The 25779-nt window shown below is 67.7% G+C and carries 29 protein-coding genes; 12 read left to right on the top strand and 17 right to left on the bottom strand.

Annotated elements, in window-relative coordinates; translation table 11 throughout:
- Positions 1-12 precede the first annotated feature (12 nt).
- Both ACIA75_RS31200 and ACIA75_RS31195 read left to right on the top strand, forming a co-directional pair.
- Positions 13-648 (top strand): DJ-1/PfpI family protein, encoded by a 636-nt coding sequence (locus tag ACIA75_RS31200; protein WP_397110464.1) that lies wholly within the window; start codon positions 13-15, stop codon positions 646-648.
- Positions 649-662: 14 nt separating this feature from the next.
- A complete protein-coding gene (locus ACIA75_RS31195; protein ID WP_397110462.1) occupies positions 663-1118 on the top strand; it encodes a MarR family winged helix-turn-helix transcriptional regulator in 456 nt (151 codons plus the stop codon).
- A 17-nt stretch (positions 1119-1135) separates the two neighbouring features.
- On the opposite strand, the gene ACIA75_RS31190 is transcribed toward ACIA75_RS31195, so the two are convergent.
- Positions 1136-1891 carry an SDR family oxidoreductase gene (locus ACIA75_RS31190; protein WP_397110460.1) on the bottom strand — a complete coding sequence of 252 codons (756 nt, stop codon included), beginning with the start codon at positions 1889-1891 and terminating at the stop codon, positions 1136-1138.
- Positions 1892-2304: 413 nt separating this feature from the next.
- Positions 2305-2904: a hypothetical protein gene (locus tag ACIA75_RS31185; protein ID WP_397110458.1), complete on the bottom strand. Its 600-nt coding sequence runs from the start codon at positions 2902-2904 to the stop codon at positions 2305-2307.
- 2372 nt (positions 2905-5276) lie between these two features.
- On the opposite strand from ACIA75_RS31185, the gene ACIA75_RS31180 reads away from it, so the two are divergent.
- Entirely contained in the window at positions 5277-7007 is a 1731-nt protein-coding gene (locus tag ACIA75_RS31180) for a sodium:solute symporter family protein (RefSeq protein WP_397110456.1), read from the top strand.
- Positions 7008-7017: 10 nt separating this feature from the next.
- Entirely contained in the window at positions 7018-7269 is a 252-nt protein-coding gene (locus ACIA75_RS31175) for a hypothetical protein (protein WP_397110454.1), read from the top strand.
- A 234-nt stretch (positions 7270-7503) separates the two neighbouring features.
- On the opposite strand, the gene ACIA75_RS31170 is transcribed toward ACIA75_RS31175, so the two are convergent.
- The 6 genes from ACIA75_RS31170 to ACIA75_RS31145 all read right to left on the bottom strand — a co-directional run bounded on the left by ACIA75_RS31170 (position 7504) and on the right by ACIA75_RS31145 (position 12910).
- A complete protein-coding gene (locus ACIA75_RS31170) occupies positions 7504-8004 on the bottom strand; it encodes a L,D-transpeptidase (RefSeq protein ID WP_397110452.1) in 501 nt (166 codons plus the stop codon).
- Between the two features lie 177 nt (positions 8005-8181).
- Positions 8182-9480 carry a hypothetical protein gene (locus ACIA75_RS31165; RefSeq protein ID WP_397110450.1) on the bottom strand — a complete coding sequence of 433 codons (1299 nt, stop codon included), beginning with the start codon at positions 9478-9480 and terminating at the stop codon, positions 8182-8184.
- Complete coding sequence (locus ACIA75_RS31160) at positions 9477-9701, bottom strand: hypothetical protein (protein WP_397110448.1); 225 nt, start codon at positions 9699-9701, stop codon at positions 9477-9479. The genes ACIA75_RS31165 and ACIA75_RS31160 overlap by 4 nt, the downstream gene beginning before the upstream one ends.
- A gap of 239 nt (positions 9702-9940) precedes the next feature.
- Positions 9941-10912, bottom strand: a complete 972-nt coding sequence (locus tag ACIA75_RS31155) for an alpha/beta hydrolase (protein ID WP_397110446.1) — start codon at positions 10910-10912, stop codon at positions 9941-9943.
- Entirely contained in the window at positions 10890-11570 is a 681-nt protein-coding gene (locus ACIA75_RS31150; protein ID WP_397110444.1) for a TetR/AcrR family transcriptional regulator, read from the bottom strand. The genes ACIA75_RS31155 and ACIA75_RS31150 overlap by 23 nt, the downstream gene beginning before the upstream one ends.
- Positions 11567-12910: a flavin-containing monooxygenase gene (locus ACIA75_RS31145; protein ID WP_397110442.1), complete on the bottom strand. Its 1344-nt coding sequence runs from the start codon at positions 12908-12910 to the stop codon at positions 11567-11569. The genes ACIA75_RS31150 and ACIA75_RS31145 overlap by 4 nt, the downstream gene beginning before the upstream one ends.
- A gap of 172 nt (positions 12911-13082) precedes the next feature.
- Between ACIA75_RS31145 and ACIA75_RS31140 the strand changes: the two genes are divergently transcribed.
- On the top strand, positions 13083-14123 hold the full coding sequence (locus ACIA75_RS31140; RefSeq protein WP_397110440.1) for an NAD(P)-dependent alcohol dehydrogenase: 1041 nt from the start codon (positions 13083-13085) through the stop codon (positions 14121-14123).
- Positions 14124-14129: 6 nt separating this feature from the next.
- Here the strand turns inward: ACIA75_RS31140 and ACIA75_RS31135 are convergent, their stop codons facing one another.
- Positions 14130-14612 carry a nuclear transport factor 2 family protein gene (locus ACIA75_RS31135; protein WP_397110438.1) on the bottom strand — a complete coding sequence of 161 codons (483 nt, stop codon included), beginning with the start codon at positions 14610-14612 and terminating at the stop codon, positions 14130-14132.
- A 210-nt stretch (positions 14613-14822) separates the two neighbouring features.
- Between ACIA75_RS31135 and ACIA75_RS31130 the strand changes: the two genes are divergently transcribed.
- Positions 14823-15362, top strand: coding sequence for a DUF664 domain-containing protein (locus tag ACIA75_RS31130; RefSeq protein WP_397110436.1), 540 nt, complete (start codon positions 14823-14825; stop codon positions 15360-15362).
- A gap of 5 nt (positions 15363-15367) precedes the next feature.
- Here ACIA75_RS31130 and ACIA75_RS31125 read toward each other — a convergent pair whose 3' ends face one another.
- From ACIA75_RS31125 to ACIA75_RS31115, 3 genes are all read right to left on the bottom strand, one after another.
- A complete protein-coding gene (locus tag ACIA75_RS31125; protein ID WP_397110434.1) occupies positions 15368-16183 on the bottom strand; it encodes an RNA polymerase sigma factor SigF in 816 nt (271 codons plus the stop codon).
- Complete coding sequence (locus tag ACIA75_RS31120; RefSeq protein WP_397110432.1) at positions 16173-16616, bottom strand: anti-sigma factor; 444 nt, start codon at positions 16614-16616, stop codon at positions 16173-16175. The genes ACIA75_RS31125 and ACIA75_RS31120 overlap by 11 nt, the downstream gene beginning before the upstream one ends.
- 349 nt (positions 16617-16965) lie before the next feature.
- Complete coding sequence (locus tag ACIA75_RS31115; protein WP_397110430.1) at positions 16966-17373, bottom strand: STAS domain-containing protein; 408 nt, start codon at positions 17371-17373, stop codon at positions 16966-16968.
- Between the two features lie 333 nt (positions 17374-17706).
- Here ACIA75_RS31115 and ACIA75_RS31110 point away from each other — a divergent pair, with 333 nt between their 5' ends.
- From ACIA75_RS31110 to ACIA75_RS31085, 6 genes are all read left to right on the top strand, one after another.
- On the top strand, positions 17707-18717 hold the full coding sequence (locus tag ACIA75_RS31110) for an iron-containing redox enzyme family protein (RefSeq protein ID WP_397110428.1): 1011 nt from the start codon (positions 17707-17709) through the stop codon (positions 18715-18717).
- A gap of 5 nt (positions 18718-18722) precedes the next feature.
- Positions 18723-19373 (top strand): HemK2/MTQ2 family protein methyltransferase, encoded by a 651-nt coding sequence (locus ACIA75_RS31105; protein WP_397111094.1) that lies wholly within the window; start codon positions 18723-18725, stop codon positions 19371-19373.
- Positions 19354-19587, top strand: coding sequence for a CDGSH iron-sulfur domain-containing protein (locus ACIA75_RS31100; RefSeq protein WP_397110426.1), 234 nt, complete (start codon positions 19354-19356; stop codon positions 19585-19587). The genes ACIA75_RS31105 and ACIA75_RS31100 overlap by 20 nt, the downstream gene beginning before the upstream one ends.
- Positions 19588-19660: 73 nt before the next feature.
- Positions 19661-20245, top strand: coding sequence for a nucleotidyltransferase family protein (locus ACIA75_RS31095; RefSeq protein WP_397110424.1), 585 nt, complete (start codon positions 19661-19663; stop codon positions 20243-20245).
- Positions 20246-20524 (top strand): BON domain-containing protein, encoded by a 279-nt coding sequence (locus ACIA75_RS31090; RefSeq protein ID WP_397110422.1) that lies wholly within the window; start codon positions 20246-20248, stop codon positions 20522-20524.
- Positions 20525-20548: 24 nt separating this feature from the next.
- Positions 20549-21304, top strand: coding sequence for a metallophosphoesterase (locus ACIA75_RS31085; protein WP_397110420.1), 756 nt, complete (start codon positions 20549-20551; stop codon positions 21302-21304).
- Between the two features lie 102 nt (positions 21305-21406).
- On the opposite strand, the gene ACIA75_RS31080 is transcribed toward ACIA75_RS31085, so the two are convergent.
- The 5 genes from ACIA75_RS31080 to ACIA75_RS31060 all read right to left on the bottom strand — a co-directional run bounded on the left by ACIA75_RS31080 (position 21407) and on the right by ACIA75_RS31060 (position 25588).
- Positions 21407-21685, bottom strand: coding sequence for a CsbD family protein (locus ACIA75_RS31080; protein ID WP_397110418.1), 279 nt, complete (start codon positions 21683-21685; stop codon positions 21407-21409).
- A 119-nt stretch (positions 21686-21804) separates the two neighbouring features.
- Positions 21805-22230: a nuclear transport factor 2 family protein gene (locus ACIA75_RS31075; protein ID WP_397110416.1), complete on the bottom strand. Its 426-nt coding sequence runs from the start codon at positions 22228-22230 to the stop codon at positions 21805-21807.
- Positions 22231-22310: 80 nt separating this feature from the next.
- The gene (locus tag ACIA75_RS31070) at positions 22311-22829 is read right to left on the bottom strand and encodes a DUF1992 domain-containing protein (RefSeq protein WP_397110414.1); all 519 of its coding nucleotides are present in this window, start codon (positions 22827-22829) and stop codon (positions 22311-22313) included.
- Between the two features lie 107 nt (positions 22830-22936).
- Entirely contained in the window at positions 22937-24322 is a 1386-nt protein-coding gene (locus ACIA75_RS31065; protein WP_397110412.1) for a hypothetical protein, read from the bottom strand.
- Positions 24323-24445: 123 nt separating this feature from the next.
- Entirely contained in the window at positions 24446-25588 is a 1143-nt protein-coding gene (locus tag ACIA75_RS31060) for an RNA-guided endonuclease InsQ/TnpB family protein (RefSeq protein ID WP_397110410.1), read from the bottom strand.
- Positions 25589-25779 lie beyond the last annotated feature (191 nt).

Below are 25779 nucleotides of genomic sequence, written 5' to 3'. Positions count from 1 at the left end.
CAGGATATTGTCATGATTTCGAGAATCGTTCACGTGGCCGTCTACGACACCCTCGCGGACTGGGAGGTCGGCGCGGCCACCGCGCACATCAACAACAGCAACTGGCACCGCGAACCCGGCGCCTACCGCATCCGCACGGTCGCCGCCGATACCGGGCCGGTCACCACGATGGGCGGGATGCGGATCCTGCCCGACCTCACCCTGGCCGACCTGTCACCCGCCGACAGCGCCATGCTCATCCTGCCCGGCGCCGACGGCTGGGAACGGGGCGAGCTGGACGCCTTCACAGACAAGGCTCGGGAATTCGCCGCCGCCGCGGTGCCGGTCGCCGCCATCTGCGGGGCCACCTTCGGTCTCGCCCGGGCCGGACTCCTCGACGACCGGCGGCATACCAGCAATGTCGCCGAATACCTGGCCGCCAGCGGTTACGCGGGCGGTCGCCACTACACCAGCGAACCGGCCGTCACCGACCGAGGCGTGATCACCGCCAATTCCACGGCCCCGTTCGAATTCGCCCGCGAAGTGCTGGCGGCACTGGATATCTACGAACCCGAGGTACTCGACGGCTGGTACCGGCTGTTCGGAAAAGGCGATCCGGACGGTTACGCGGTACTGGCGCGGTACGAGGCCCGGCAGGCCACGGTCTGAACCGGATTCGCTCGATGGACAACTCCGAACAGCAGCTGTTCAGTACGGCCGCCATCACCTCGTTCCGGCTCAACGGCCAGTTCCTGGCCGTCGCCGAGCAGCTGGCCGGCCCCGCCGGGCTTACCGCCGCGTGGTGGCAGGTGCTGGGCGCCGTCCTGCGCGAACCGCTGCCGGTGGCCGGTATCGCCCGGTCCATGGGCGTCACCCGGCAGAGCGTGCAGCGCATCGCCGACCTCCTGGTGACCCGCGGCCTCGCCGAGTATCGGCCGAATCCGGCGCACCGCCGCGCCAAACTGGTAGCCGTCACCGAGGAGGGGCAGGCAGCCGTGTCCCGGATCGGCCCGCGGCACGCCGAATTCGCGGCCCGGCTCACCGCCGAATTGGGGCACGCCCGCCTGACCGAGATCGTCGCCGCGCTCACCGAACTATCGGCCGCCGTCGACTCCCTCGGCGCCGGTGACGACGACTGATCCGGCCCGCGGACCGATCACATACCGGCGATCCGGCGCACGATCGGCAGCGGCAGCACTTTCATCGCATAACCGAACGGGACCCACGGCCAGGCCGGGCAGTAGGCCTTGAACCGGCGCTTCTCGATCGCCGACACCATGGACCGGACCCCGGTCGGGGTGTCGACGAGAAATTTGGGCGGATGGGCGGCCTTGTCGTTCATCTCCGAGGCGATATAGCCCGGGAAGATGATCGAGACATCGACGCCCGGGACGCGTTCGGCCGCGAGACCTTCGGCCATGGCCGCCACCCCGGCCTTACTCGCACCGTAACTGGTCATGGTCTTCGGCATTCCGCGCAGCGCGGAAATGGAGGAGATCACCACCAGATGTCCGCCGCCCTGGGCCCGGAAGATCTTCATCGCGGCTTCCATCTGCGCCATCGCCCCCAGGAAATTGGTGGTCGCCGTCTCCCGGTTGGGCCGGTCGCCGCCCTTGCCGAAGGGCACGCCCTTCCCCAGGCCGGCATTGACGATCACCCGGTCCAGCCGGCCGAGATCGGCGGCGAACTCGTCGAAAACCTTCGGGACGGCATCGAAATCGGTGACATCCAGGGCCGCGGTCCGCACCCGCACCCCCGGATACGCCGCGGCGAGCTCCCCGGTGAGTTCGTCGAGCCGCTCGGTGCGGCGGGCACACAGGGCCAGGTCGTAGCCGAGCGCGGCGAACTGGCGGGCCATTTCGGCGCCCAGTCCCGAGCTCGCGCCGGTGATGAGGATCGAACCAGTTCCCACGGTGCTGAATCTCCTGTGGTCGGCCGCACCGAAACGATGCGGCGGTGATCGGCGAGTGCCCCGAGCTTATCCATACCGCAGGCAGCTGCCCCCAGTTCACCGGACACGGTTCGAGCAAGTGTGCCCCGCACCTCGCCGCACCGATCCGGATCGTGCTCGGCGCCGACAGCGCCTCGGCCGGAGAACTGTGCGCCCGCGCCGCCGTGGCATTCGGCGCGGCGCCGGGTGAGGAGGCGGTGGTCTTCCCGGGCGGGCACACCGGCTTCTCGGCGAACCGGTCACCGAGATCTCCACCGGTATGTCGCCGGCACTGATCGTGCTGATCCTGCGAATTCGGGATGACCGGCGAGCCCGAGGCCTTCGCCACCGTCCTGCGCGACATACTCGACCCGCACGGAGTAACGGAGCACCCGTCAGCGGGCAGCCCGGATCGAAGGCGGTGGCGGGGCAACGAACGGGCCGATTGCTTCCTGGACCTGCTGATGTGACAACCGGCTGTGCCGGCGACCGGGTAACCCGTCCTCCGGCGCTCCGGTGGCCGCCCGGCACCGATCCGGTTCCGTGACCGCCGGGTCCGTGGCGAACCGATCACCGGCGATCTCGATCGCCGCCAGCCGGTTCCCGGTCCGGGCCTCGTAGACGGTGAGCCGGTACACCATGGCGAACAGGTTCAACGTCCGGCCCACCGGCTGCCCCGGGACGGGCGGGTACTGGCAGGTACGCACCAGTTCCCCGAGACGTACCTCCGAAACACACGCGACCAGTTGCACTGTCGCGGCATCGACGGGGTGCCACACCGCCGACGGCCCGAACGTGGTGGCCTCCGCCAGGCCACCGGCCAGATAGACGGGGCTGGGTCCCCCAGCCGTATAGGGTGCGGCGACCGTGGTTCCGCTCCCACCGCTGCACAGCGCCGAGTACTCCGCGACGTCGAACCGCGCGAAACCGGAGGCCGCGAAAACGGTGCCGGCCACTGCCGCGAGCGCCGCAGCCGCCACCGCAATCGCGACCACGTACCGTGCGCCCCCGTCGCGCCCACCAGTGACAGGCCGTTCCCCTGGCGGATGCGCCCTGGTCTCCCCCGGCCTACGTGTCCCACCGGCCCCTGCCCCCGGGGCAGCGGAACGGCGTCGTACCCGCCCGAAGCCCGGCCGGATCCGGGACAAACCACGCCGGGCGCCTGCCGGGATTCCGAGCGGCCCCCGTCGTCCGGGCCCGGCGGGCCGGGCTATGGGCAGAGCCGATGAATCGTTCCCCCCGACAGCCGCATTCGCTGCCGTCCCGACAGGTTCGCGCTCGTCACCCGAGGGCGCCGTCCGGGGCTCTCGCTCCGGCTCTGTGTCACCATCGCTTGCCGGTGGCTCTGCGCGCCGGACATCTCGGCCGCCCGGCGCCGCGACCGAATCCGCCGCCGCACCCGGCGGCCCGGCAGCCACAGCCGATGATGGATCAGGAACCGCGGCCACCCCGCCGGATACCGAGGCTGCTCCGCTGTGGTCGCCGACGGGTGTCCCGGCTGCGAGGTGAGCCGCCGGCTCGAGCCGGTTGTCAACCGGCGCACCGCCTGCGCCCCACGGTGCACTCCCCCCGGGCGTTCCGGGACGCGGCCCGATCGCCACTTCCTCATCCTGCGCCGATTCCGCCGCGTTCGGGCGCCTGTCATCCGCCGCGATCAGACCGTGTTCCTGCGCACCGGAATCCGCTGGCCCCGCATGTTGCGCGAGTTCGACAACTTGCTCCGCAAGGGCCCGTGGGCGCGGCAAGCCCGTTACGGATACACGGCCGGGCATCGGGAATTCGTTCCGCCCGGACATCTCTGCCGCCGACTCCTCCTGCACACCGGGATTCGCGGGGGGCTGCGCAGATGCTGCGGACCGCTCCACCGGATCGACTCGCCGCACGACCGCGTCCCTATCCGCAGCCCCGGGACCGTTCGCCGGTGCGACCGGACCGCTCTCTCCCCGAGCAGGGACTATGGGCGGCTGCTCAACGGGCGAGCCAGCGAGGTCGCCGCTGTTCGGTTGCGCTGCCGCTGGTTCCGCCCACAGCGGACCGGGACCGCCGACAGGCGCCACCGGTGATGCGGCCGAGTCGGAGCCGGCTGCGAGGCCGCCCTGCTCGACCGGCCGGTTCGTCGACACGCGCGGGGCCGATTCGACCGGAGAGCCGGAGCCTCCGTCGTTCCGTTGCCTCAGAGGGCGGCCGGATCCGCCGATGCGCGGAAAGCCTGTCTTCCTGACCCATCCGATCCTTCCCGGCGCGGCCGGGCGATCCGCCTCCGGAGCGGTGGCCACCTCGACCTCGGAGATCACGAACCCCTCGTCCGCCAGGTCGCCCTGATCCGGAGTGAGCCGGGAAACCTCGAGCGCCTCGAAAGCCCGCGCGATATCGGCGGCGCGCCAGCGCATCCCCCCGGCAGGCTGTCGCTCGAAGTAGTCCGTCAGGCTTGCCGACTGCCCGATGCGGATCAGAATCGTTTCCTCGCCTACCTCGTGCGCAGGCGGTGTCCAGGTGATCCGGGAGCCGGTTTTGGGGATCAGTACCACCAGCACGTCGATCTGTTCGGACAATCCGTGCCGGCGCAGGATCGCGGCCAGTTCGCTCCGTTGTTTACGCGCCCGCAGCAGCGGATTCGCCGCGGCCGGGCCCGTGCGTAGATCGGCGGCGCGATCGCCGATCAGCCAGCGACCGGCCGGCGGGGTGTCGAGCACACCGTGCTGGACCGATCCGAAATCCGCCAGTACCACCAGTGTGCAGGCGTACGGGGTCCAGACCAGGAGGTCGGTCACCGTGGCGGACCGGTGGCGCGATCGCGGTAGCGGGCAGCCGAGAAGGGCAAGGCCGCCGATACGTCCGGATCCCGGACCCCAGTCGCCGATCAGCCGGAGCACGAAGCGTTGTACGCCGGCCGATTCGGCATTCTGCACGCGTACAATCACGGCGACCCCTACTTCGGAAATCACGAAACCCGCGCACACCACAGAGGCACCAGGGTTACTATCGTAATACCCTGGTGCACAACGTGTTTGGATGCGCCGTCGTCCATGGTAGCAATCGTCGGCACGGCGCACGAGAGCCTGCGCCCGCGCGCTTGCATACGCATTTGTGCATATCACCCAGCCACGCGTGACCTCCGTTCGGGCGTACGCCCACCGCACCCGCGCCACTCGTACCCGCCCCCGCGCGGCCGATTTCGGTCCGGTACCGCGGCCCCTCCACTTCGTGCCCGACGGACACGCCCGGCTTTGATCAACACGGCCCCAGCCGTCACCGCACGCGGTACGTTTTATGTACCAGAGCCGATCTGGTAGTGCGGCCGGCCATCGGTGGTGCCGATGCGGCGAGCTGTGCGCGGTTGCCCGTGGCCGCTTCGAGGAGAACGTTTATGCCGCAGTTCGAAGTATCCCAGGAGGTCGTTTCCACTCTCGCGGAAGGTGAGGTGCTGCGACTCGACGCCCAAGCGGTCGACTACGCGATAGTCGCCCTCTATTTCGTTTTCGTCCTCGGTATCGGCCTGCTGGCCCGCCAGCGCGTGTCGTCGAGTATGGACTTCTTCCTGTCCGGCCGGTCGCTTCCGGCCTGGGTCACCGGCCTGGCCTTCATCTCCGCCAATCTGGGCGCGGTCGAGATCATGGGGATGTCCGCCAACGGGGCGGAGTACGGATTCCCGGCCTTCCACTACTTCTGGATCGGCGCGGTACCGGCCATGCTCTTCCTGGGCGTGGTGATGATGCCGTTCTACTACGGCTCGAAGGTACGCAGTGTGCCGGAGTTCATGCGGCGGCGCTTCGGCACCGGCGCGCATCTGGTGAACGCGCTCAGTTTTGCTGTGGCCCAGGTGCTCATCGCCGGGGTGAACCTGTATCTGCTCGGCACCATCCTCAATGTCCTGCTGGGCTGGCCGCTGTGGGTCGCGGTGATCGCGGCGGCGGTGATCGTGCTGTCCTACATCACCCTCGGCGGCCTGTCCGCGGCGATCTACAACGAGGTCCTGCAGTTCTTCGTCATCGTCGCCGCCCTGCTCCCGCTGACGCTGATCGGCCTGCACCGGGTCGGCGGGTGGTCGGGGTTGCAGGATCGGGTGGCCGCCTCGCCCGGCGGCCCCGAACAGCTGGATTCGTGGCCCGGTAATGCCCTGTCCGGGTTCGCCAACGATTTCCTGTCCATCATGGGAATCGTCTTCGGCCTCGGGTTCGTCCTCTCCTTCGGCTACTGGACCACGAACTTCGTGGAGGTGCAGCGGGCGCTGGCAACACATTCCATCTCCGCCGCGCGGCGCACCCCGATCATCGGCGCGTACCCGAAGATCTTCATTCCGCTGATCGTGATCATCCCCGGCATGATCAGCGCGGTCCTGGTGCCGCAGATGGCCGACTACAAAGCGGCGGTCACCGCGAACCCCGATGTCGAAAGCGATACCACCTACAACCAGGCGCTGCTGTACCTGATGAAGGAAGTGCTCCCCAACGGCCTGCTGGGCGTCGGGCTCGCCGGGCTGCTGGCGGCGTTCATGGCCGGTATGGCCGCCAATGTCTCGGCCTTCAACACGGTGTTCAGTATCGACCTGTGGCAGCAGTATGTGGTCAAGGACAAGCCGGACTCGTACTACCTGCGGATCGGCCGGCTGGCCACCGTGGGCGCGACGGTCGCCGCGATTTTCACCGCGTTCATCGCGGGCGGGTTCAGCAACATCATGGACTACCTGCAGACGCTGTTCAGCTTCTTCAACGCGCCGCTGTTCGCGACCTTCATCCTGGGCATGTTCTGGAAACGGATGACCCCGACCGCCGGCTGGACCGGTCTGGTGTCCGGTACCGCGATCGCCGTCGCCATCTTCCTCTTGAACGAGACGGGCGTGTTCTCCCTGTCCGGTCAGGGAGTCAGCTTCGTCGCGGCCGGTGCGGCCTTCGTGGTGGATATCCTGGTCAGTGTGGCCGTCACCCTGGTTACCGCACCGAAACCCGCCGCCGAACTCGTCGGCCTGGTGTATTCGGAGACGCCGCGCGAACTGCGCACCGACCCGGAAGCCGCCACCCTGCCCTGGTATCAGCGCCCGGTGCTGCTGGCGGGTATCGCGCTGGTACTCGTGATCGTCCTCAATATCGCGACCGGATAGGACTACGACCGTGCTCTTCGATATCCGCACCATCGTCGGCGGCCTACTGGGCCTCTACGGCATTGTCCTGGTGATCACCGGTCTGGTTCACGACACGGCCGCCGAGGAAGTCAAAACCGGCGGGATCAATGTGAACCTGTGGGCGGGCCTGGGCATGGTCGTGGTGTCCGCCGCCTTCCTGGCGTGGGCACGTCTGCGACCGGTGGCCGTCGACCGTCCCGATCCGGGAGCCGAAATCGAGCCCATCACAGGCCAGGACTGACCCCACCGCCGACGCCGTCCGGGCAGCACGAATCCGCCCGGCGGTCCCGGCAACAGGTCAGATCGTTCGGAGCCCCGTCAGTCCGGCAGGCCGAGGGCGAAGCCGATGGCGATGAGCAGGCAACTGACGATAGAAACAGCCACGATGATCCACATCAGGCAAGCGTACGAAACCGGCGCTACCCGCCGGAGACCGGGTCGGATACCGGCGCCCCGGAGGCAGCAGGACCTCGGGTCAGGGCACGACCTCGACGATATCGCCGGGGTTCAGGTAGTGATAGACCGCGACGGCGCCCGGCTCGGTCAACCGGATACAGCCGTGCGACTCGGCTTCCACCGGCCCGATATGGAAGGCGATATCGTTGTTGAAGAACACCGCGTAGTGCATCGGAGCGTGATGCATGGTGCTCCAGTGGTACGGACGTTTGAAGTCCACATCGAACACACCGGGCGGGGTTTCGTAACCGTCCATCCCGTGCGACATCGGTGTCGGCCCGTAGACGACCCGGCCGTTGTCCATCAGCCAGACCTCGTTCGTCGACAGGCGCAGGCAGGCCCGCGCCGCTGTCGAGCACGGGGCCTGCCCCGGGATGATCGCCGGCACCCCGGGAACGTTGGGCCCGTTGGGCCACAGGGGTTCGGCGAGGGCGGGCGCCGCCGGCGCCAGGGCCGCCGCCGCGACTCCGGTGAGCACAGCCATCCGGCGTACCCGTTGAAGAAACTGTCCTTTGCTCATCTCGCACCGACCTCTTCTCTCGATCCGCCGCCAGTCCGACGGCGGGGCCAGCAAATCCAGAGCTAAGATCAGAGAACTCTTCGACGGTACTGAAGTTCCACGAAACGTGGGCCGCATTCATCCCCGACGCGCCGAATCGGACACGAAAATCCGGGGTGGAATACGGCCCACTAACGATCAGGCCACACTCCAGCTATCGGAGGCGGCGCCGCGCCGCCGGATACGTCGCCGGCGCTGGTAGAACACCTCCTCCACCGAAACATTGGGGACCTCCTCGACGATCCCGGTGAGCCGGGCATCCAACTCCAGTTCCGCGATCCGCCGATGCAGCCCGGCGCGCCGCTCCGCCGGAAGCTGCGCCCACACCACTCCGATCCGCCGCTGAGCGGAGATATCGGCCACCGCGAGCAACCGCAGCAACGGGGGCCAGAGATCATCCGCATTGGCCACGGAAGGCAGTTCTGCTATCCGATCGACCGGCATCCGCGCCACCAGCCCCACCACGAAACGCTGCACCTCGTGATGCGTGTTCCCGGCCAGTACCAGCAGGCCTTTCCACGGACCGGGATCGAATGCCACGATCAGCGATTCGACGATCGCCGTCAGCGCGGCGGTATTGGCGAAAATCGGATTCATCGCCATCTGCCGCACAGCCGGGGCGTTCAGTTTCGATACGAAGGCCATCAGCTCCGGCGCCGCACCCTTCTGGATGACGTGCGCCGCCAGCTTTCCCAGCATTTCAGGGGTCGTGCGAGCTATCAGCACATCACCGACGTCGGCCACCACATCGTCCTCGGCGCGCGACAGCAGCGAGATCGCGGCCTCCTGTAGTTCCGGCGAACCGGCCACCACCGTATCCATCATGCGCGGGATCCGTTGTGAGGCGCCGTGCAGCAACTGCCGCAGAATTCTGCTGATCGCGGGCGAGGAGTAGGCGTAGGCAGCAGAGAACAGGACACCTTCGTCGTCGAATGTCCCGGTTTCGAACGCTTCGACCAGTCTCGGTGAGGCGTACTCGAGAAAAGGTCCGGCCGTGATGTGGTCCCGGCGGCGCAAAACTTCGTTCAGAATCGCCACCAGAGGTTCGGACGCCATGATGTCGCCCAGCTCGCCGAGGGCCTTGGGGTCCACATACGGCGCGCAGGACGCGGCGTACTCCGCCTTCAACATGGTGAGCGTTTCGGCGGCCGCGTCCGGATAGTCGACGCCGACCGCGCCCGCCGCGCGCCCGGTCATCATCGGGGGCACGATCCGCTGCACCAGCGGCAGCGAGACGGTGAGCGGAATGATGGGGATCAGTCGCCCGATCCGTTTGAACATTTCACCGTGGTACTCGTAGATCCGGCCCGATATCCGCTTCTCCAGCTCGTGCAGGTGCAGGGGACCGAGCCGTTCGAGATAGGCGATCCGTTCGACCGAGACATGCAGTGTGCGCGCCAGCAGAATCATCTGCGCACGGGTTACCAGATCACTCATCCTTCGAGTAGTCCCCCGAACATGATCCGGCGGGTGATGGCCTTGAACGGCGGTGGGAAGAACCGGATCATCCCGTTGACAGCCTCGATGAGTAGTTCCTTCTCCATTTTCTGGGTATCCCGGAACAGTCCGAGCAGATCCTCCACCTCCTCGTCGGAAAGCATTTCCGAGGCGGCGGTGGGTCCGTTCAGCTCACGGACGAGTTCAGTTCTGGCACTCATTCTGCTCCTGCGTCTCTCTCAGTGGCCTACCGCAGCGCGGATCCCGCACCCGGCACCAGGTAGTACCCGGATGACGATATGCCGAATCCCCGTGACCGTAAGGGCATTCACATCCGGCGTTACCTGCCTGCAATTTGGCGTATCTCACACCGCGGTGGCATTCGTGACGCTACCGCAGAGCCGGTTCCGGCGCCGCGCCGCCGTAACGGCGGAGCCTCGGAGCGCACGCGGAAGTACGTCTAGCCGAGCGCGTCGAGATGACGGCGCAGGAACATCACCTGATGCCGCACGGCCGCCTCGAAGTACGGGTTGCCCGGCCAGACACCGAAATGGTCGCAGGGATAGTGCCGGACCTCGGCCCGCGCCGCGAAGGCCGCCTTCGCCGCGGCGTCCGGGGGCGCCCCGCGATCGAAATCGGCGATCTGCACCAGGACCGGCAGGCGCAACCCGGCCGCGGCGCGCGCCGGACGGTAGCCCGCCAGCTGCGGCAGCACACCCGCATCGATCTCGTTACGCCAGGTCGGACCGGCCAGCGCGCAGTAGGACTCGTAGTAACCGTCCAGCGCCAGCGCCGCGACTTCGCCGGGCCGCCCCACCAGCGGGATGAGGCCCGGCCCACCGGTCACGGCGTCCAACCGGCGCCGCACCGAGGCATACGCGCCCCGCAGGGTGGCCGCGGCACCGCCGGACCGTACGGCCAGTGCCGCCGCCGCGCGGCCGTCCACCAGCGGGGTCACCGAGACGAGCGCGGCAAGCGCCGTACTCGCGGTGGCCGCTTTCTCCGGCGTGGCGCGGGCGGCCGCGGCCGCGGCGAATACGTGCCCCCCGGACAGCGAGACTCCCCACAGCACCACGCGGCGCGGGTCGGCTCCCGGCAGTTCCGCGGCCGCGGCGATCGCTGCCCGGTAGTCGGCGACCTGGTCCGCCATCCGGACGCGCTGCCGGGGGCTACCCCCGCTGGCGCCGAAGTGCCGGAAGTCGAAGGCGAGCACATCGATTCCCGCCGCGGCATAGGCCCGCGCGAACGGTTCGAGCCCGGAATCCTTGGTACCGCCGAAACCGTGCGCCATCACCGCGATCGGACGACCGTCCGGCCCCTCCAGGTCGGCGCTGCCGGCCGGAAAGTACCAGGCGTGGCAGCGTTCTTCGCCCGAACGGAAGGTGAGTTCGGCGGGGTCGGCGGCGGGTTCAGGGGTGTGCTGCAGGGTCATGGTGGTTCCTCGCGATGGTGGTGTCGGCGGGCCTCGGCCCGGGTTCGCGGCCGTAGATCGACCGCAGCCAGACGGTGACCACCGACTCGATATAGCTTTCCCGGTCGAGTTCCGCACCGAGGGTGAGGCGCTCGAGCAGTCGTTCGTTGAGCAGCAGCAGCACATCGGCCAGCGTGGACGCGTCACCGCCGGCGGGTGCGCGTCCGGTCCGGCGCTCGTCCTCGATCATGGCCGCGATCGACGGGATGAACGCCTGGCGTTCGGACTCCCAGATATCGCGCACGGCCGGCGATGCGCTGCGTGCCTCCAGAACGGCGCGGTAGAGGTGCCGGTGACGGTCCCAGAAATCCACGAGCCCGCGGATCGTCCGTTCGATACGCCCGGCCGGTTCGCCGGAGCCGACGAGAATATCGTTGACCGCGAACACTTCCTCGTAGATGTCCTCCAGGGCGGCCCCGACCGCGCCGGCCTTGTTCTCGAAGTAGAAATAGAAGGCCGAACGGGTCAGCCCGGCCCGCCGGGAGATCTCGGCGATATTGACGGCCTCGAGCCGGCCGTCGTTATCGCGCAGCAGTTCGTCCAGCGCCACCAGCAGCGCGCTGCGGCGCTGGTCACCGCGCTGCGGAGTGCGCCGGTCGGTGCGTGAACGCGCCGTCATCCGGCGCGTCCCGCCGGGAGCGCACCGACCGCGCGCGCCCGGCGCAGCCCGGCAGGCATCTCGGCGAGCCGCAGATCGCGCTCGTAGACGAAATAGTCCAGCTGCTGGGTGTGCCGCGGCCGGTCCACCACATGCCCGGTGAACCGGCGCTGATCCGCCTCGATGACTGTGCGCATCGTCGCCTCCGACGGCAGGCGGTAGTACCCCGCCGCGTAGGCGGCGACCAGCCGGGCCTGGCATTCCACAAACGGGAACAGGGTGGGAAACGGCTGTGCGAACCCGACGAACGCCAGGTTGTCCACACCGGGTTTGAAAATGCGTTTGTACAGCGCGATCCGGTTGTCCGGCGCGCTGATGAATTCCGGATCGAAGAACGGGAAGGTGATGTTGTAGCCCGTGCAGTAGATGATGACGTCGAAATCCTTGTGCGAGCCGTCCGTGAAATGCACGGTCGCGCCGTCCAGCCGGCTCACGTCGGGTTTGGCCACCACATCGCCGGAACCCAGCCGCAGCGGCAGTTCCACCGACTGGGTGGGATGGGCCTCGAAGAACTTGTGGTTCGGTGCGGGCAGACCGTATTTCTCCGGATCGCCCGAGATGTACGGCGTGAAGGTCTGGACGAGCTTGCGCTGCCACGACAGTGGGACATAGGGGACGGTGCGGAAGTAGCGGTCGGCCGGGGTGCCCGCGAAGTACTTCGGGACCACCCAGGCGCTCGACCGGGTGGACAGCCAGACCTCGTTGTCCATCGCCCGGGACGACAGTTCGACGGTGATATCCGCGGCACTGTTCCCGATCCCGACGATCAGGATGCGTTTCCCGTACAGATCCAGCGGGGTGCGCGGATCGATATAGGAGTGGGAGTGGATGGACTGCCCGCTGAACTCTCCCGGGAAGTCCGGCAGCCGGGGGTCCCAGTGGTGGCCGTTGCCGACGACCAGTAGGTCGAAGTGGCGGTTCTCGCCGCTTTCGGTCTCGATATCCCAGCCGCCGTCCACCGGACGGGCGTGGCGGACACCGTTGCCGAATTCGATGGCCCGTTTCAGGTCGAATGCGGCGGCGTAGCCCTCGAGGTACTCCTTGATCAGGCTGTGGTGCGGAAAGTCGGGGTAACTGTCCGGCATCGGATAGTCCCGGAAGGACAGCTGATATTTCGACGTATCGATATGCAGGGACCGATACGCGCTGGAGTGCCCGTTCGGGTTACCGAACGCCCAGTTTCCGCCGATCCGGTCCGAGGCTTCGAAACACGTGTAATCAATCCCGTAGTCGCCCAGCATTTTTCCGGTCGTCAGACCGCTGATACCGGCCCCGATGACCGCGACGGTGGGTTTCGGCATACGACCTCCTGCGCATTCCGCCGATCGACGGATCCGGCTCGGCAGTGATGCCGGTCACATGCACACTAAGGGCGCGACTTGACAGGTGTCAAGAAAAATCAACTCTTGTCAGCACTCCGCCCGCGCCCTAGCTTTGTGAGGCACGTCATACAGTCGGATCGGGAGGAAACCCATGCGCGCCCTGCAACTCACCGAGCCCGGCCGGCTGGAGATACGTGAAGTCCCCATACCCGAGCCCGGCCCGGGCGAACTGCTGCTCCGCGTCGGCGCATCGGGTATCTGCCACTCCGATCTGCACGTGCTGCACCTGCCGTTCAAGGTGCGCGACGAACCACTGACCCTCGGACACGAAATAGCGGGAACGATCGCCGCGCTCGGCGACCAGGTCCAGGGGCGTACGACCGGAGAACGCGGAGTGGTCTATCTGTGCTGGTCGTGCGGGATCTGCCCCGAATGCGCGAGCGGTAACGAGAACGTCTGCCGCGCCGCCGGCCGGGTGGCCATGCCCCCCTGCCCCGGCCTCGGACCCGACGGCGGTATGGCGGAATACGTCGCGGTACCGGCGAATTCGTTCGTACCGATCGGCGATATGGATTTCGTCGCCGCGGCACCGCTGGCCGATGCCGCCCTCACCAGCTATCACGCCATCCGCGGCGCCCGCGACCAGCTGTACCCCGGTTCGACGGCCGTGGTGATCGGCGCCGGGGGCCTCGGCCATGTGGGTATCCAGATCCTGCGCGCACTCACCGCGACCCGGGTCGTCGCGGTGGACACCGATACCGCCAAGCTGGAACTCGCCACCGAATGCGGCGCCCACGAGGTGTTGCCGGCCGGCGAGGACACCGCGGCCCGGATCCTCGAGATGACCGGCGGCCGCGGGGCGGAAGCGGTCTTCGATTTCGTCGGGGTGGATGCCACCGCCCAGCTCTCGGTACGCGCCGTCGGACCCAACGGCGCGTACCGGATGATCGGGCTGGGCGACGGCAACCCGGAGATCACCGCCGGTCCCGCGGGCGGGCCGGGTTTACCGTGGGGCGCAACGGTGCGCAAATCCTACGGCGGTACGAAACGCGATCTCATCGACAGCATCGCACTGGCCCGCGCGGGCCGGATCGCCGCCCGCACCGAGCAGTTCGCCCTGGCGGACGGCGCCCACGCCTACGAACTGCTGGAGCAGGGCCGAATCCGCGGCCGTGCGGTCCTGGTGCCCTGAGCGGTCTCAGTGCCCGCCGGCGGGCGCCCACATATTACTGATCAACTTATGGCTGGGGGTATCGGCCAGCGACTGTGAGGACTCGTAGATCCGGACGTAGGAGGTGGCGGAGATCCGCCAGACTCCGTCGTCGCCGCGGCGATAACGATCCGTGTAGTACCCGGCGCCCCGGATCAGCACACCGAAATCGGTGGCGATGACCGTATCCTCGAACAACCAGCTGCCGGTGGCTGTATCACCCTCGACGACGATCTCCGGATGGTTGGCGACGTGGGTGGTCACGACGCCCGGACCCATGTTCTTGCGCATGAACTCGACCACGGCGGCGCGGCCGTCGAGCGTGAGCGCGCTACCCATCACGTGGGTGCCGTAGCGGGCTTCGATCTCGGGGTCGAGAGTGGCGGCGAAATCGTCCCACTGTTTGAGGTCCAGCGTGCGGAAGTACCGGTATTTGAGACCGCGGATGAGTTCGAGTGCCTGCAGATCCATGCTGTCACCTTGGCACGAGCCACCCGCCGCGGCAAGAACACGTTCTACTTTTCCCGTTCGGACCTACGGCCCGTCCTACGGAGCACCGGACTTCCGGGCGGTTTGCCGGACACCCGGTGGTGGTATTGCGACACCAGGCGCACCGTGACCCCACGACACGGAGGCCACGACCGTCGCTGCAGGCATACACAACGAGCTACGGAGACAGTCATGAACAGTGTCGAGATCCTCACCGATGCCTTCGACCGGATCCGGGAGGTCGTGCACGAATCCGTCGACGGGCTCGATGAGGACGCCCTGAACTCGCGGGTCGACCCGGCCGCCAACACCATTTCCTGGCTGGTCTGGCACCTCACCCGGGTCCAGGACGAGCACCTCGCCGAACTCGCCGGCACCGACTCCTTCTGGACCGGTCGCGGATGGTACGAACGGTTCGATCTACCGATCGACCGGCAGGCCACCGGCTACGGGGATACCCCCGCCGACGTCGCCAGGGTGCGCGCCCCGGCGGAAGTGCTGACCGGTTACTACGACGCCGTCCACGCACATACCGTGCGATTCGTCGCCGGCTTGACCGACAAGGATCTCGCGACGGTGGTCGACGAGAACTGGGACCCGCCCGTGACGATGGCGGTTCGGCTGGTCAGTGTGATCTCCGACGATCTCCAGCATGCGGGACAGGCCGCCTTCCTGCGCGGTGTCTTCACCCGCTCGCCCAGCACGGCCGCCGCCACGGCGGCCCGGGCGTGACCCGGTCAGTCGCGTAATGCTTCCTCCCGCAACCACCCCAGGGTCCGCGACAGTATCCGCGAGATATGCATTTGCGAGACCCCGAGCTGTTCGGCGATCTGGGACTGCGTCCGGGATTCGAAGAAACGCATCCGCAAGACCTGGCGCTCTCGGTCGGAGAGCTCACCGATCAAGGGTTCGACCGCCAGATAATCCTCCAGCCAGCCGTACGACGATTCCTCGGTGCCCAGCGATTCCACCAGCGGTGGTGTGGTGGAATCGCTGTCCTCACCGCCGGGCGCGTCGAGTGAGGATGTCTGATAGGCATTTCCGGCGATCAGCGCCTGGGTGACCTCCACCAGATCGATGCCGAGTTCCTCGGCGATCTCGCGGGCTCGCGGTACCCGGCCCAGCCGCTGGGACAGGATTTCGATCGTGGGGCCCAGGCTGAGCTGGGTTTCCTTGACACGCCGCGGGACACGCACCGACCAGGTGTTGTCCCGGAAGTGCCGGCGCACCTCCCCCATGATCGTGGGCACTGCGAACGACAGAAACGACGAACCCCGCGCGACGTCGAAGCGTTCCACCGCGTTCAGCAAGCCCAGCCGCGCCACCTGCAGCAGATCGTCATAGGCCTCGCCCCGGCCGGAGAACTTCCGGGCGATGTGCTCGGCCAGCGGTAAGCAGCGGTCCAGGATCTCCGCACGCAGTGCCGCCCGTTCGGCCGCGGCCTCGGGCAGTGCGGCCATTTCGCTGAACAACGGCTCGATATTGTCGTAGCTGTCGGTGCCACGATGGCGGCGTGAGGGTCCTGGATCCACCCGCGCTGCCTCATGCGCCATCGGCGCCTCCTCGGAACCAGCTGAATTCGACATCGGTCGGGTATCCACCGCTCGCCACGTCGTAGGGGTGCTGCACGACGCTCACCCCGCGGGTCAGCGTCCGCACGATATGCCAGCCGAACCCCTCCTGATCGAGAAGCCCGTCGGCCGCCGCAGTCGAGGCTACGCGCACTGTCATGCGGTGCTCGTCGTAATCGAAGTCGCAGCTCAATGACGTATTCGCAACGGCGGTCGTGATGAGCGATGTGGCCACCTCGTCGAGAGCCAACCGGATATCGGTCACCTCGTCCAAGCCGAAGTCCGCGATCAGCGATACCGTCTCGGCCAGCGCGCGCAGCATCACCAACTGCTCGTACTGCGCCGGGACGCGCACGCCGACTGTTCTCGTGTCCCGTGCTGTCGTATCCACAGAGTCGGAGACGCTGTCCACCATCCGCACCACCACCTCGATCCTGCGGCCCACCGAAATGGGCCGGGGGCGCCCCCGGGCCGTCCTGGCCTCGGCCCGGGGGCGACACCGCGGCTGTCTGTCCTCGGCCTGATTGTCACATGCGCAGGTACCCCGCCTCCGCGCGACGAAACCGGGACCCCGGCCATTCCTGCGCATCGCCGCGGCTACCCACGGCCGCGCACACCGGCCACCGCGCAGGATCCGACCAGGCGAGCGTTCGTGCCGGGCGATCTCGCGGCGAAATCGCTCTCGCCCCGCGTCACCGGCGAATCGGCCGGATACGACGAGACCACCGCCGGTCGACACCGGCGGTGGTCTCGTCGACTCTGCCTCAGGTGATCAGCGAAGCACGCAGGGTCGGGTAGAACCGGAACCGGTGGCGCACCCCGGTGATCGCCAGGACACGCTCGATATCCTTCCGGCCACTGACCAGCCGCAACTCGACCCCCGAACGCCATGCGTCGCTTTTGGCTTCGGCCAGCGCCGCCGCAGCACGGATGCACAGGAACGTCGTGGCGCGCAGATCCAGCACGACCACGCCGCAGCCGGCGCTGTGGCAACCGGCGAGGAGGGCACGGAAATCGTCGAGTCCGACCGCGTCGAGTTCGCCCTCGACCCGGGCAACGAGGCAGTCGGGGTTGTCGGGGCTGCGCCGCGACCACATCCGACCGGCCCACGTGGCGCGCGGATCGCTTCTCCGGTGTTGGTCGACCTGGTACAGAGTGGTGGTTACCGACATATCAATCCCATCCGTCGCGGTTCGGGATTTCCGGTTGGCTACGCGTTCGGGACCGGTAACCGGAGAGCTCACCGCCCCTCCGGTACGCCCCACTGCCGGCATACGCCGCACCGGGTTCGGCTGCGTGTTTCAACCTGTGCCCCATTCTGGCACGACTCGTTCCCCCTGTACACCGCGCCGCCGATCCTCCGTGGTCTCCCACGTTTACCTCGCGCGAGCGCGGCTATTGCGGGGACAACGGAGCCGCACCCGGCCGGGTGCGGGGGCCGACGAAGGCGACGGTCAGTGGCCGGATATCCGCGCGGACGACGCGGTCACACGAAAGGTGAATCCATGGTCGAAACACTCGCCGCCACGGGGGCTGTCTCCCGGGGAACGCGCCTGCCGACGCCCCGCGGGATGCTGTCCGCCGATGTGATCACCCTGCTTCCGGCCGAACCCGGCAGCCCGGTTCCCCCGCCACCACCGGATCTCGACCCGTTCGGGGAGGATTTCCAGCTGACCCTGCACACCTGCTACGAACTCCACTACCAGGGGTTCCGCGGTGTCGACCCGGAATGGGAATGGGACAGCGGCCTCCTCGGGCTGCGCCGGCAGCTGGAACGCCGGTTCGAGGACGCATTACGCGCCGAGGTGCCCGGCGGTCACAATGTGACCGCCGAACTGGACCGGCTGCTCACCGCTCCCGCGGACGGCGGGATCGCGCGCCGGCTCCGCGACGAGGGCACCTGGTGGCAGGCGTGCGAGTATTTCGTCCAGCGTTCGATCTATCACCTCAAGGAAGCCGACCCCGTCGCCTGGGTGATCCCCCGGCTGCGCGGCCGGGCGAAAGCCGCGCTGGTGGCGGTCGAATTCGACGAATTCGGCGGCGGGGACGGCGATCGGATCCACGCCCGCCTCTACGCCGATCTGCTGCGCGGTGCCGGGCTCATCCCGGACTACCTGCACTACCTGGACATCGTGCCGGCCCCCATGCTGACCCTGGTCGACATGATGTCGTTGTTCGGGCTGCACCGGTCGCTGCGCGGCGCCCTGGTGGGTCACTTCGCGGCGGTGGAGATCAGCTCCTCCCCTGCTTCACAACTCATGGTCGACGCCCTGCGCCGGTTCTCCGCGCATCCCGACTGCGTGCGGTTCTACGCCGAGCACGTCACCGCGGACGCCGTGCACGAACAGATCGTGCGTCGCGATGTCCTCGCCGATCTGCTCACCGCCGAACCCGAACTCGCCGAATCGGTGGTTTTCGGCATCCAGGCCACCGAACTGCTCGAAAACCGCTGCACCGAGGCCATGCTGCGCTGCTGGCAGACCGGTGACAGCTCGCTGCGGACCGAGGCCCGGTGAGCGCGATGCTGGTCCGGGCACCGGGGGTGTACCGGCCGCAACCCGATACCTGGCTGCTGGCCCGAGCGATGACCGAGGCGGCACTACCGGCGGGAACCCGGGTACTCGACGCCTGCACCGGGACGGGTGCGCTGGCCATCCATGCCGCGCGGTCCGGCGCGGCGTCGGTGACCGCGGTGGACCTGTCCCGGGCCGCCGTGGCCGCCGCCTGGCTCAACAGCCGGCTGTGCGGGGTGCGGCTGGAACTGTTGTGCGGGGATATCACCCGGGTGGTCGACGGCCGCACATTCGATGTGATCGTGGCCAATCCGCCGTATGTCCCGAGCGCGGGGCCGGTCCCGGGCGGCCGGGCCGCCCGGGCCTGGGACGCCGGCCGGCACGGACGGTCCGTGCTCGATCCACTGTGCGTCATGATGCCGCGGCTGCTCGCCACCGGCGGCACCGCCCTGATCGTGCACTCGACCCTGTCCGGGACCGCGACCAGCCTCGCCCAATTACGTGACGGCGGCCTGAAAGCGACGATCGTGGCACGCACGATGATCCCGTTCGGCCCGGTGCTGACCCGGCGCATCGGCTGGCTCCGGGACCGGGGCCTGATCCGGCCCGGACAGCGACACGAGGAGTTGGTGGTGATCCGTGCCGACCGGACACGATGACGAACCGGCCGGCCCCGCCGCACGACCCACCCGGATCGTGTTCACCGAAGACGGGCCGGCCCTGGTCGACGGCCCGGTGGAACTCGTCGGCGCGGACGGCGAGATCATCCACGCGGACCGGTTCGTTGTCGCGATCTGCCTGTGCAAGCGGTCGCGCACCTACCCGCTGTGCGATACCAGCCACCGCCGCCGGAGACGGTGCCGGGACACCTGACGGGGTGCCCGGCCCGAGACGGGCCCCAGGTCGTCCGCTGATTAGTCGTACGGCACGCGGGTAGCCGCCGAATATGGTTCCGACGGAGGAGCAGTTGCTGCACGCCTTGACCCGGGCCGCGAACGCCCTGACGCAGCAGGGCATACCTTTCGCCGTGGCGGGTGGTTGCGCCGTATACGCGCGCGGCGGCCCGCCCTCGGACCACGATGTCGACCTGTTCGTCAAACCCGCCGACAGCGCGCGGGCGCGCAGTGAACTGGCCCGGGCCGGCCTGCGGATAGCGGACGCGGCCGAGGACTGGCTGGCCAAGGCCTACGACGGGGACACCCTCATCGATATCATCCACCGGCCCAACAACCGGGAGGTCGACGACGCCCTCCTGAGCCGCGCCGAGATCATGCGGGTGGGGCCCACGGTCGCGCCTGTGGTGGACGGCACCGATCTGCTGGTGGACAAACTGCTGGTCTTCGACGCGCACCGGCTCGATCTCAGCCCGCTGCTGCGCATCTCCCGTGATCTGCGCGAACAGGTGGACTGGCCCGCGGTGCGCGCGCAGACCCAGCATTCGCCCTATGCGCGGGCCTTCCTCGGGCTGATCGACGATCTCGGTATCGCCGACACCACCGCACCGCCACACACTTCCGGAAAGGCGGAGTAGATGTCCGGTCACCCGAATTCCCCCCGGCAGCGGCCCCCGGAATATCTGGCCGCCGAACTCCATCGGGCGCTGGCCGAAGACCCGCGCACGGCCGAACAGGGTGTGCATGTGCGGATCCGCGGCGAGGTCGTGGTCCTCGCCGGCGAAGTCGGCACCGCACAGCGGCGGCGACTGCTGGAGGACGTGGTGCACGATATCGCCCCCGGGCTGCCGATCCACAACGATGTGCACGTCACCGCGACTGCCCGGCCGGGCGACAGCGAAGACCTCGGTGCCTGACACCGAGTGGAAGGAGTGGGGCAGATGCGGATCGCCGCTGTCGGAGATATCCACCTGGGAACCGATTCGCGCGGGCTGCTACGTCCGGCGTTACGCGAGCTGCCGGCGCTGGCCGATGTGCTGCTCCTGGCCGGTGACCTGACCCGGCACGGTACGCCGGCCGAAGCCGAGGTCGTCGCGCACGAATTCGCCGATGCGGGCGTACCGGTGGTCGCCGTGCTCGGCAATCACGACCATCACAGCGATGCCGCGGCCGAGATGACCGCCACCCTGGAATCATCGGGTATCACCGTGCTGGAAGGCAGCGCCACCACCGTCGAGATCGACGGCTCGACCCTCGGCGTCGCCGGCACCAAGGGGTTCGGTGGGGGATTCGCCGGAAAATGCGCGAGTGTTTTCGGGGAACGACTGATGCGTGAGTTCGCGGGTCACACCGTCGAGCTGGCGGCCGCGCTGGACAGTGCCCTGGCCGGGCTGGACACCGATATCACGATCGTGCTGACCCATTACGCCCCGATCAGCGACACATTGCACGGGGAACCCCGCGAGATCTACCCCTTCCTGGGGTCCTATCTGCTCGGTGAGCCCATCGACACCCACGGCGCCGACCTGGCCGTGCACGGACATGCGCACGCCGGCACCGAACGCGGCAGCACACCGGGCGGTATCCGGGTACGCAATGTCGCCCAGCCGGTGATCGGCAAGGCTTTCGCGATCTACGAACTGCAAGGCAGCAGCGACGGTGACCCGGCCCGCGATCGGGCGACCGCATCGGGCTGAGGCCGGCCTCCTGCCCTCCGCAAGAAACCGCGGCGACCTCCCGAGGAGGTCGCCGCGGTCGGCTTCCGGCCCGGCCGGCGTATGCGCTACCGGGCCGCGTGCTCAGACGTCACGTGGGGTCGGCGCCACCGTTTGCCCATGGCCCGGGTCCTGCTGGGCCCGCTGCCGCTGTTCGGCATCGGCGGCCTCCAGACGTTCGCGCTGCGCCTCGCTCTCCTTCTCGGCGGCAGCGCGCTGCGCCTCGCCCTTGTCCTGCTGGGCCTTGCCTTCGGTACGCAGCGAGTCGTTGTCGAGTACCGCTCCCGCGGCCTCCTTGACCTTGCCCTTCGCGCCCTCGACGACACCTTCGATGCCCTCGCGTGCGGTCTTGTGCTCGGCCACGATATCCACCTCCGAATCTCGGTTGCTCGGTCGGATATCGGCCGCGTACCCGGCCCTCCCGGGTTCAATCCGGTAATCGCGCACTGGCGGGGTGTCCTGGATCACCGCGCGGGGATCGTTCAGGAAAACGCGGCCTCGAGACCGTCGAACCACGCCGCATCCTCGACCAGCCGGGCGCTGCGCCAGCCCTCCGGTGTCCGTACGAGATCGTGGTTGTACCAGCCACCGCAGGTGAACTGTTTGCCCGGCGAGACGATCATCGGGTTGAAGAACATGGCACGCACCTTCGCGGTGTCCCCGTCCAGCGCGACCGCGATATTGGAGACGAAGTGCTGGGTTCGCGTGAACAACGCCAGTTGCTCGGTGAGCCGGGCGACAACGGTTTCCAGATCCCCGGCGGGCCCACCGGCCGTGGTGTAGTCGATCTGCGCGTCCGCGGTGAACACCGAGCGGTACAGCCCCCAGTCCTTGTCGTCGACGGCGGTGGCGTAGCGGGTGAGCAGATCGGTGATCTCGATCCGGTCGGCGAGAGTGCGTGCATCCATTCCCCCATACAACCGCACCGGTGCGGCGGCCCGGGCGCTATCGACTCAGCTGCCCCGGAGATCGCGGAGGCTCGACCGGCTCAACCGCCCCGCAGAATCCGGCGCCACCACGGCCGCCGGGGACCGGACTGCCGTGCGGGGGCGGGTTCGGAATGCCCGGTGGACGGTCGCTCACCGGGTGGCGCTGTCACACCGGCGGACGCCGCCCGCCAGCCGGCGACCACATCGTCGGCATCGACCGGGGCGATCGGCACCTGCGGGCCGGTCGGCGCCCGCATCCAGTCCACGATCCGGCGGTTGAGTGCGGCAACGGTCTCACGGACCTCGGCCTCGCTGGTCGCTCCACGCACCGATTCGGGCAGCCGTTCCACCTCGCGGCGCAGCAGCAGCGCGGGCGGCAGCAGCGCGTCCCCGCTCACGCCCTCCCGGCGCAGATAGTCGCGCAACCAGGCGTCCTCGTCGTGGTACAGGTTGCCGGCTCCCGGCAGCGGTTTACCCGCTCCCGGAAGGTTCTCGAACTCGCCCCGCTCGGTGGCCTCACGGATCTTGCGGTCGACCCAGGATTCGAAGTCGACCCCCGCGGGTTTGCGCTCGGACATCGTGCCTCCTCACCGTCGTTCTCCACGGTAATGCGTCACGTGGGCACACACGACGGCCCGGGCCGATCCGGACCGGGCGGCGGGGCACTATCCGTCGGGCCGGCCGGTCAGGCTCCGTTGGTCGACGCGCTGCGCGTCCGGCCGGACCGGGCCTTGCGCCGTTCGGCCTGCAGTTCGGCGAGTTCCTGCTCCAGGATATCGGCGACCCGGAACTGTCCCGTGTCATAGCCGTCGGAGGAGCGCACCACTTCCAGAAACTCGTCGGTCTCCTTGTCACCGGACAATTTGCCCTTGGCCGTCGACTCGGTCGGACCGCCTGCCGTGGCGCCGTTTCCGGCAGCGCCCGGTTTGCTCTGCGCGAGCTTCTTGGCGACCGGAAGCTTATCGGTGACCTCCGCGGTCCGGTGCTCCTTCGGAGCAGTGGATTTCGCGGTGGGTTCGTCGAACAGCGGGGAGTTCGTGGCCAGCTCGTCCAGCAGGGAACTCGTCCGGCCGATCAGGCCGGAGGTCACCTCGGCGAGATCGGCGGTGCGCTTCTTCGCGGACTCGGTGGTCTTGCCCTCCGCCCGGAACGCCGAGCCGCCGGTGGCGGCCGCCGAACCGGATTCCAGCGCCGCCGGTTTCGCCGCCGCGGTCTCGCCTGTCGGTAACGCCCGCGCTTCTCCGGAATTGGGATCGAGTTTCATGCTCACCCGCGGCAGGCTGCTGCGGATCTGCGCGGCCGGATCGGGCAGCACCCGAACCTGTTCGGTAGCGCGCAGGATCGCCATCCCGTACCGGGCACTGGCCGCGTCGTGGATGAGCAGTGCAACACCGATCATCACCGGCGCGACGGCGTGCACCCCGATGTTGTACCAATCACCTATGCGGAGATACGGATAGGTGTTGAGCCCGACAGTCAGTCCCAGCAGCGCGATTTCGGCGGCGGCCGTCTGCTTGCGATTGTTGATCACACCCCATTCGGCAACCTTGTTGGTGCCGATCATGATGATGATCAGGCAGACACTGATCATCGCTTCCAGCAGGTAGCTGAACCAGAACAGGGGATCGCTGGGACCGGTGGGCGCGATGTTCTGCTGGACGTTGACCGCCGACCACAGCATTCCCGCCCCGACCACACCGGCCAGCGCACGCAACGACCAGGACCGATGCCGGTACAGCGAGGCCAGTTTGGCGTGCGGGCTGGATTCCCGGCGTTGCGCGGCGATGGCTTTACGGGCGAGCAAGAGGTCGCGCATATCCGCCTTCTCGATCTGCTCGGTGGTCTGCCGGGCCCGGTCGTTCGCCGAGGCGACCGCCTGGATCTCCTTCCAGCGCTGCCCGCGCTCCTGTTCGCGGATACGCTCGGCGAGCTCACGTTCGGCGCGTAGCTCCGTTTCCGACAGCGCCTCGGTCAGCGCGGGATCGAACTGGTAGGCCAGTCGGCTGCGGGCATGTTCTACTCGCTGGGCCAGTTGCGTGACATCGTCCTCGATCGGCTGCTCGACAGTCATTACAGCTCCCGCCTCGGATGATTCGATCGCAGACAAGTATTGGCTTCCTCCATTGCCCGAAAGCGGTGGATTCTCTGCCTCACGGCAGAGTCTTCCTGTTTCATCGACGGTTGCCTTCCCGCATCAGCTGCGGGGCGGTCTCACACCATCTCCGCAGGCTTGCACGGCCAGCCCGGCCGCAAGAATGTTCTTCGCCGCATTCACATCCCGATCGTGGACCGCACCACACAGACACTCCCACTCGCGGGTGTGCAACAGTATCGAATCGTTGATCCGCCCGCACACCGAACACATTTTCGATGATGGATAGAACCGGTCGACCGCTATCACGGTGCGCCCAAACCAGGCGGCCTTGTACTCCAGCATCGACCGGAACCTCGACCAGGAGGCGTCCGAGATCGCTCGCGCCAGTTTTCTGTTGCGGATCATATTCCGCACACTCAGATCCTCGATGGCGATCACTTGGTTTTCGCGCACCAACCGAGTCGAGAGCTTGTGCAGATGATCCCGGCGCCGATCCGCAATCCGGGCATGAACACGAGCCACCCGCAACCGAGCCTTCGCCCGATTCGCGGAGCCCATTTCTTTCTTCGACAACACCCGCTGGGCCTTCACCAGCCGGGCACGGTCGCGCTTCTCGTGCCGGGGATTGGGAACCTTCTCTCCGGTTGAGAACGTGTACAGACTGGTAATCCCCGCATCCACGCCGAGCGCGTCCGGCGAGACCGGTAGCTCGGCAACCGTCTCTTCCACCAGGATCGAGATGTGGTAGCGGCCCGCCGTGTCTCGTGACACGGTGACCTGTGACGGGACAGCACCCCGTGGCAGCGACCGCGACCACCTTATGTCCAGCGGTTCCGATTGTTTCGCCAGTTTGATACGACCGTCCCGGTAGCTGAAGCAATTCCCGAAGTAGGTGGCCGAATCCTTCGACCTGCCCTTCTTCTTGAACCGCGGGTATCCGGTCTGTTTGCGCCAGAACTTGTCGAACGCGGCTTGTAGATGCCGCAGCGTTGCCTGCAAAGGGCCTTTCGACGGCTCGGTCAGCCATTCGGTCTCGGGGTCGCGTTTCCACGCGGTGAGCATCCTGTCCGAATCGGCATACGAGATACGGCGTAGTTCCTGAGTCCAGGCGCGGGAGCGTTCCGCGAGCGCACGGTTGTAGACGTAGCGGACGCAACCGAACGTGCGTGAGAGCTGTTCGGCTTGTTCGGGATTCGGGTAGAAGCGGTACCTGTAGGCACGCTTGACCACCCGCTTTTTCATGAGCGACATGGTAGCGCATCAGTGTGTCATGCACTGGATGCGCTCTCCCCACCCTGAGGGTCGAGGCCAGCACGCTACGTTTCCCGGTCACGCCCGGGTACGGTACCGGGAGTTGCCAGCCTACGCACAGTCGCGGTGGAAACAGCCCGGCTTCCGAGCGATTTCACGAGTTCCCTTTGTGGCGCCACGAT

The sequence above is a fragment of the Nocardia sp. NPDC051750 genome, assembly GCF_044453135.1.
In the GTDB taxonomy this organism is placed as follows: Bacteria; Actinomycetota; Actinomycetes; order Mycobacteriales; family Mycobacteriaceae; genus Nocardia.
Note: the sequence above shows the minus strand (reverse complement) of the source record. Positions and strands in the feature narration are given on the sequence as shown.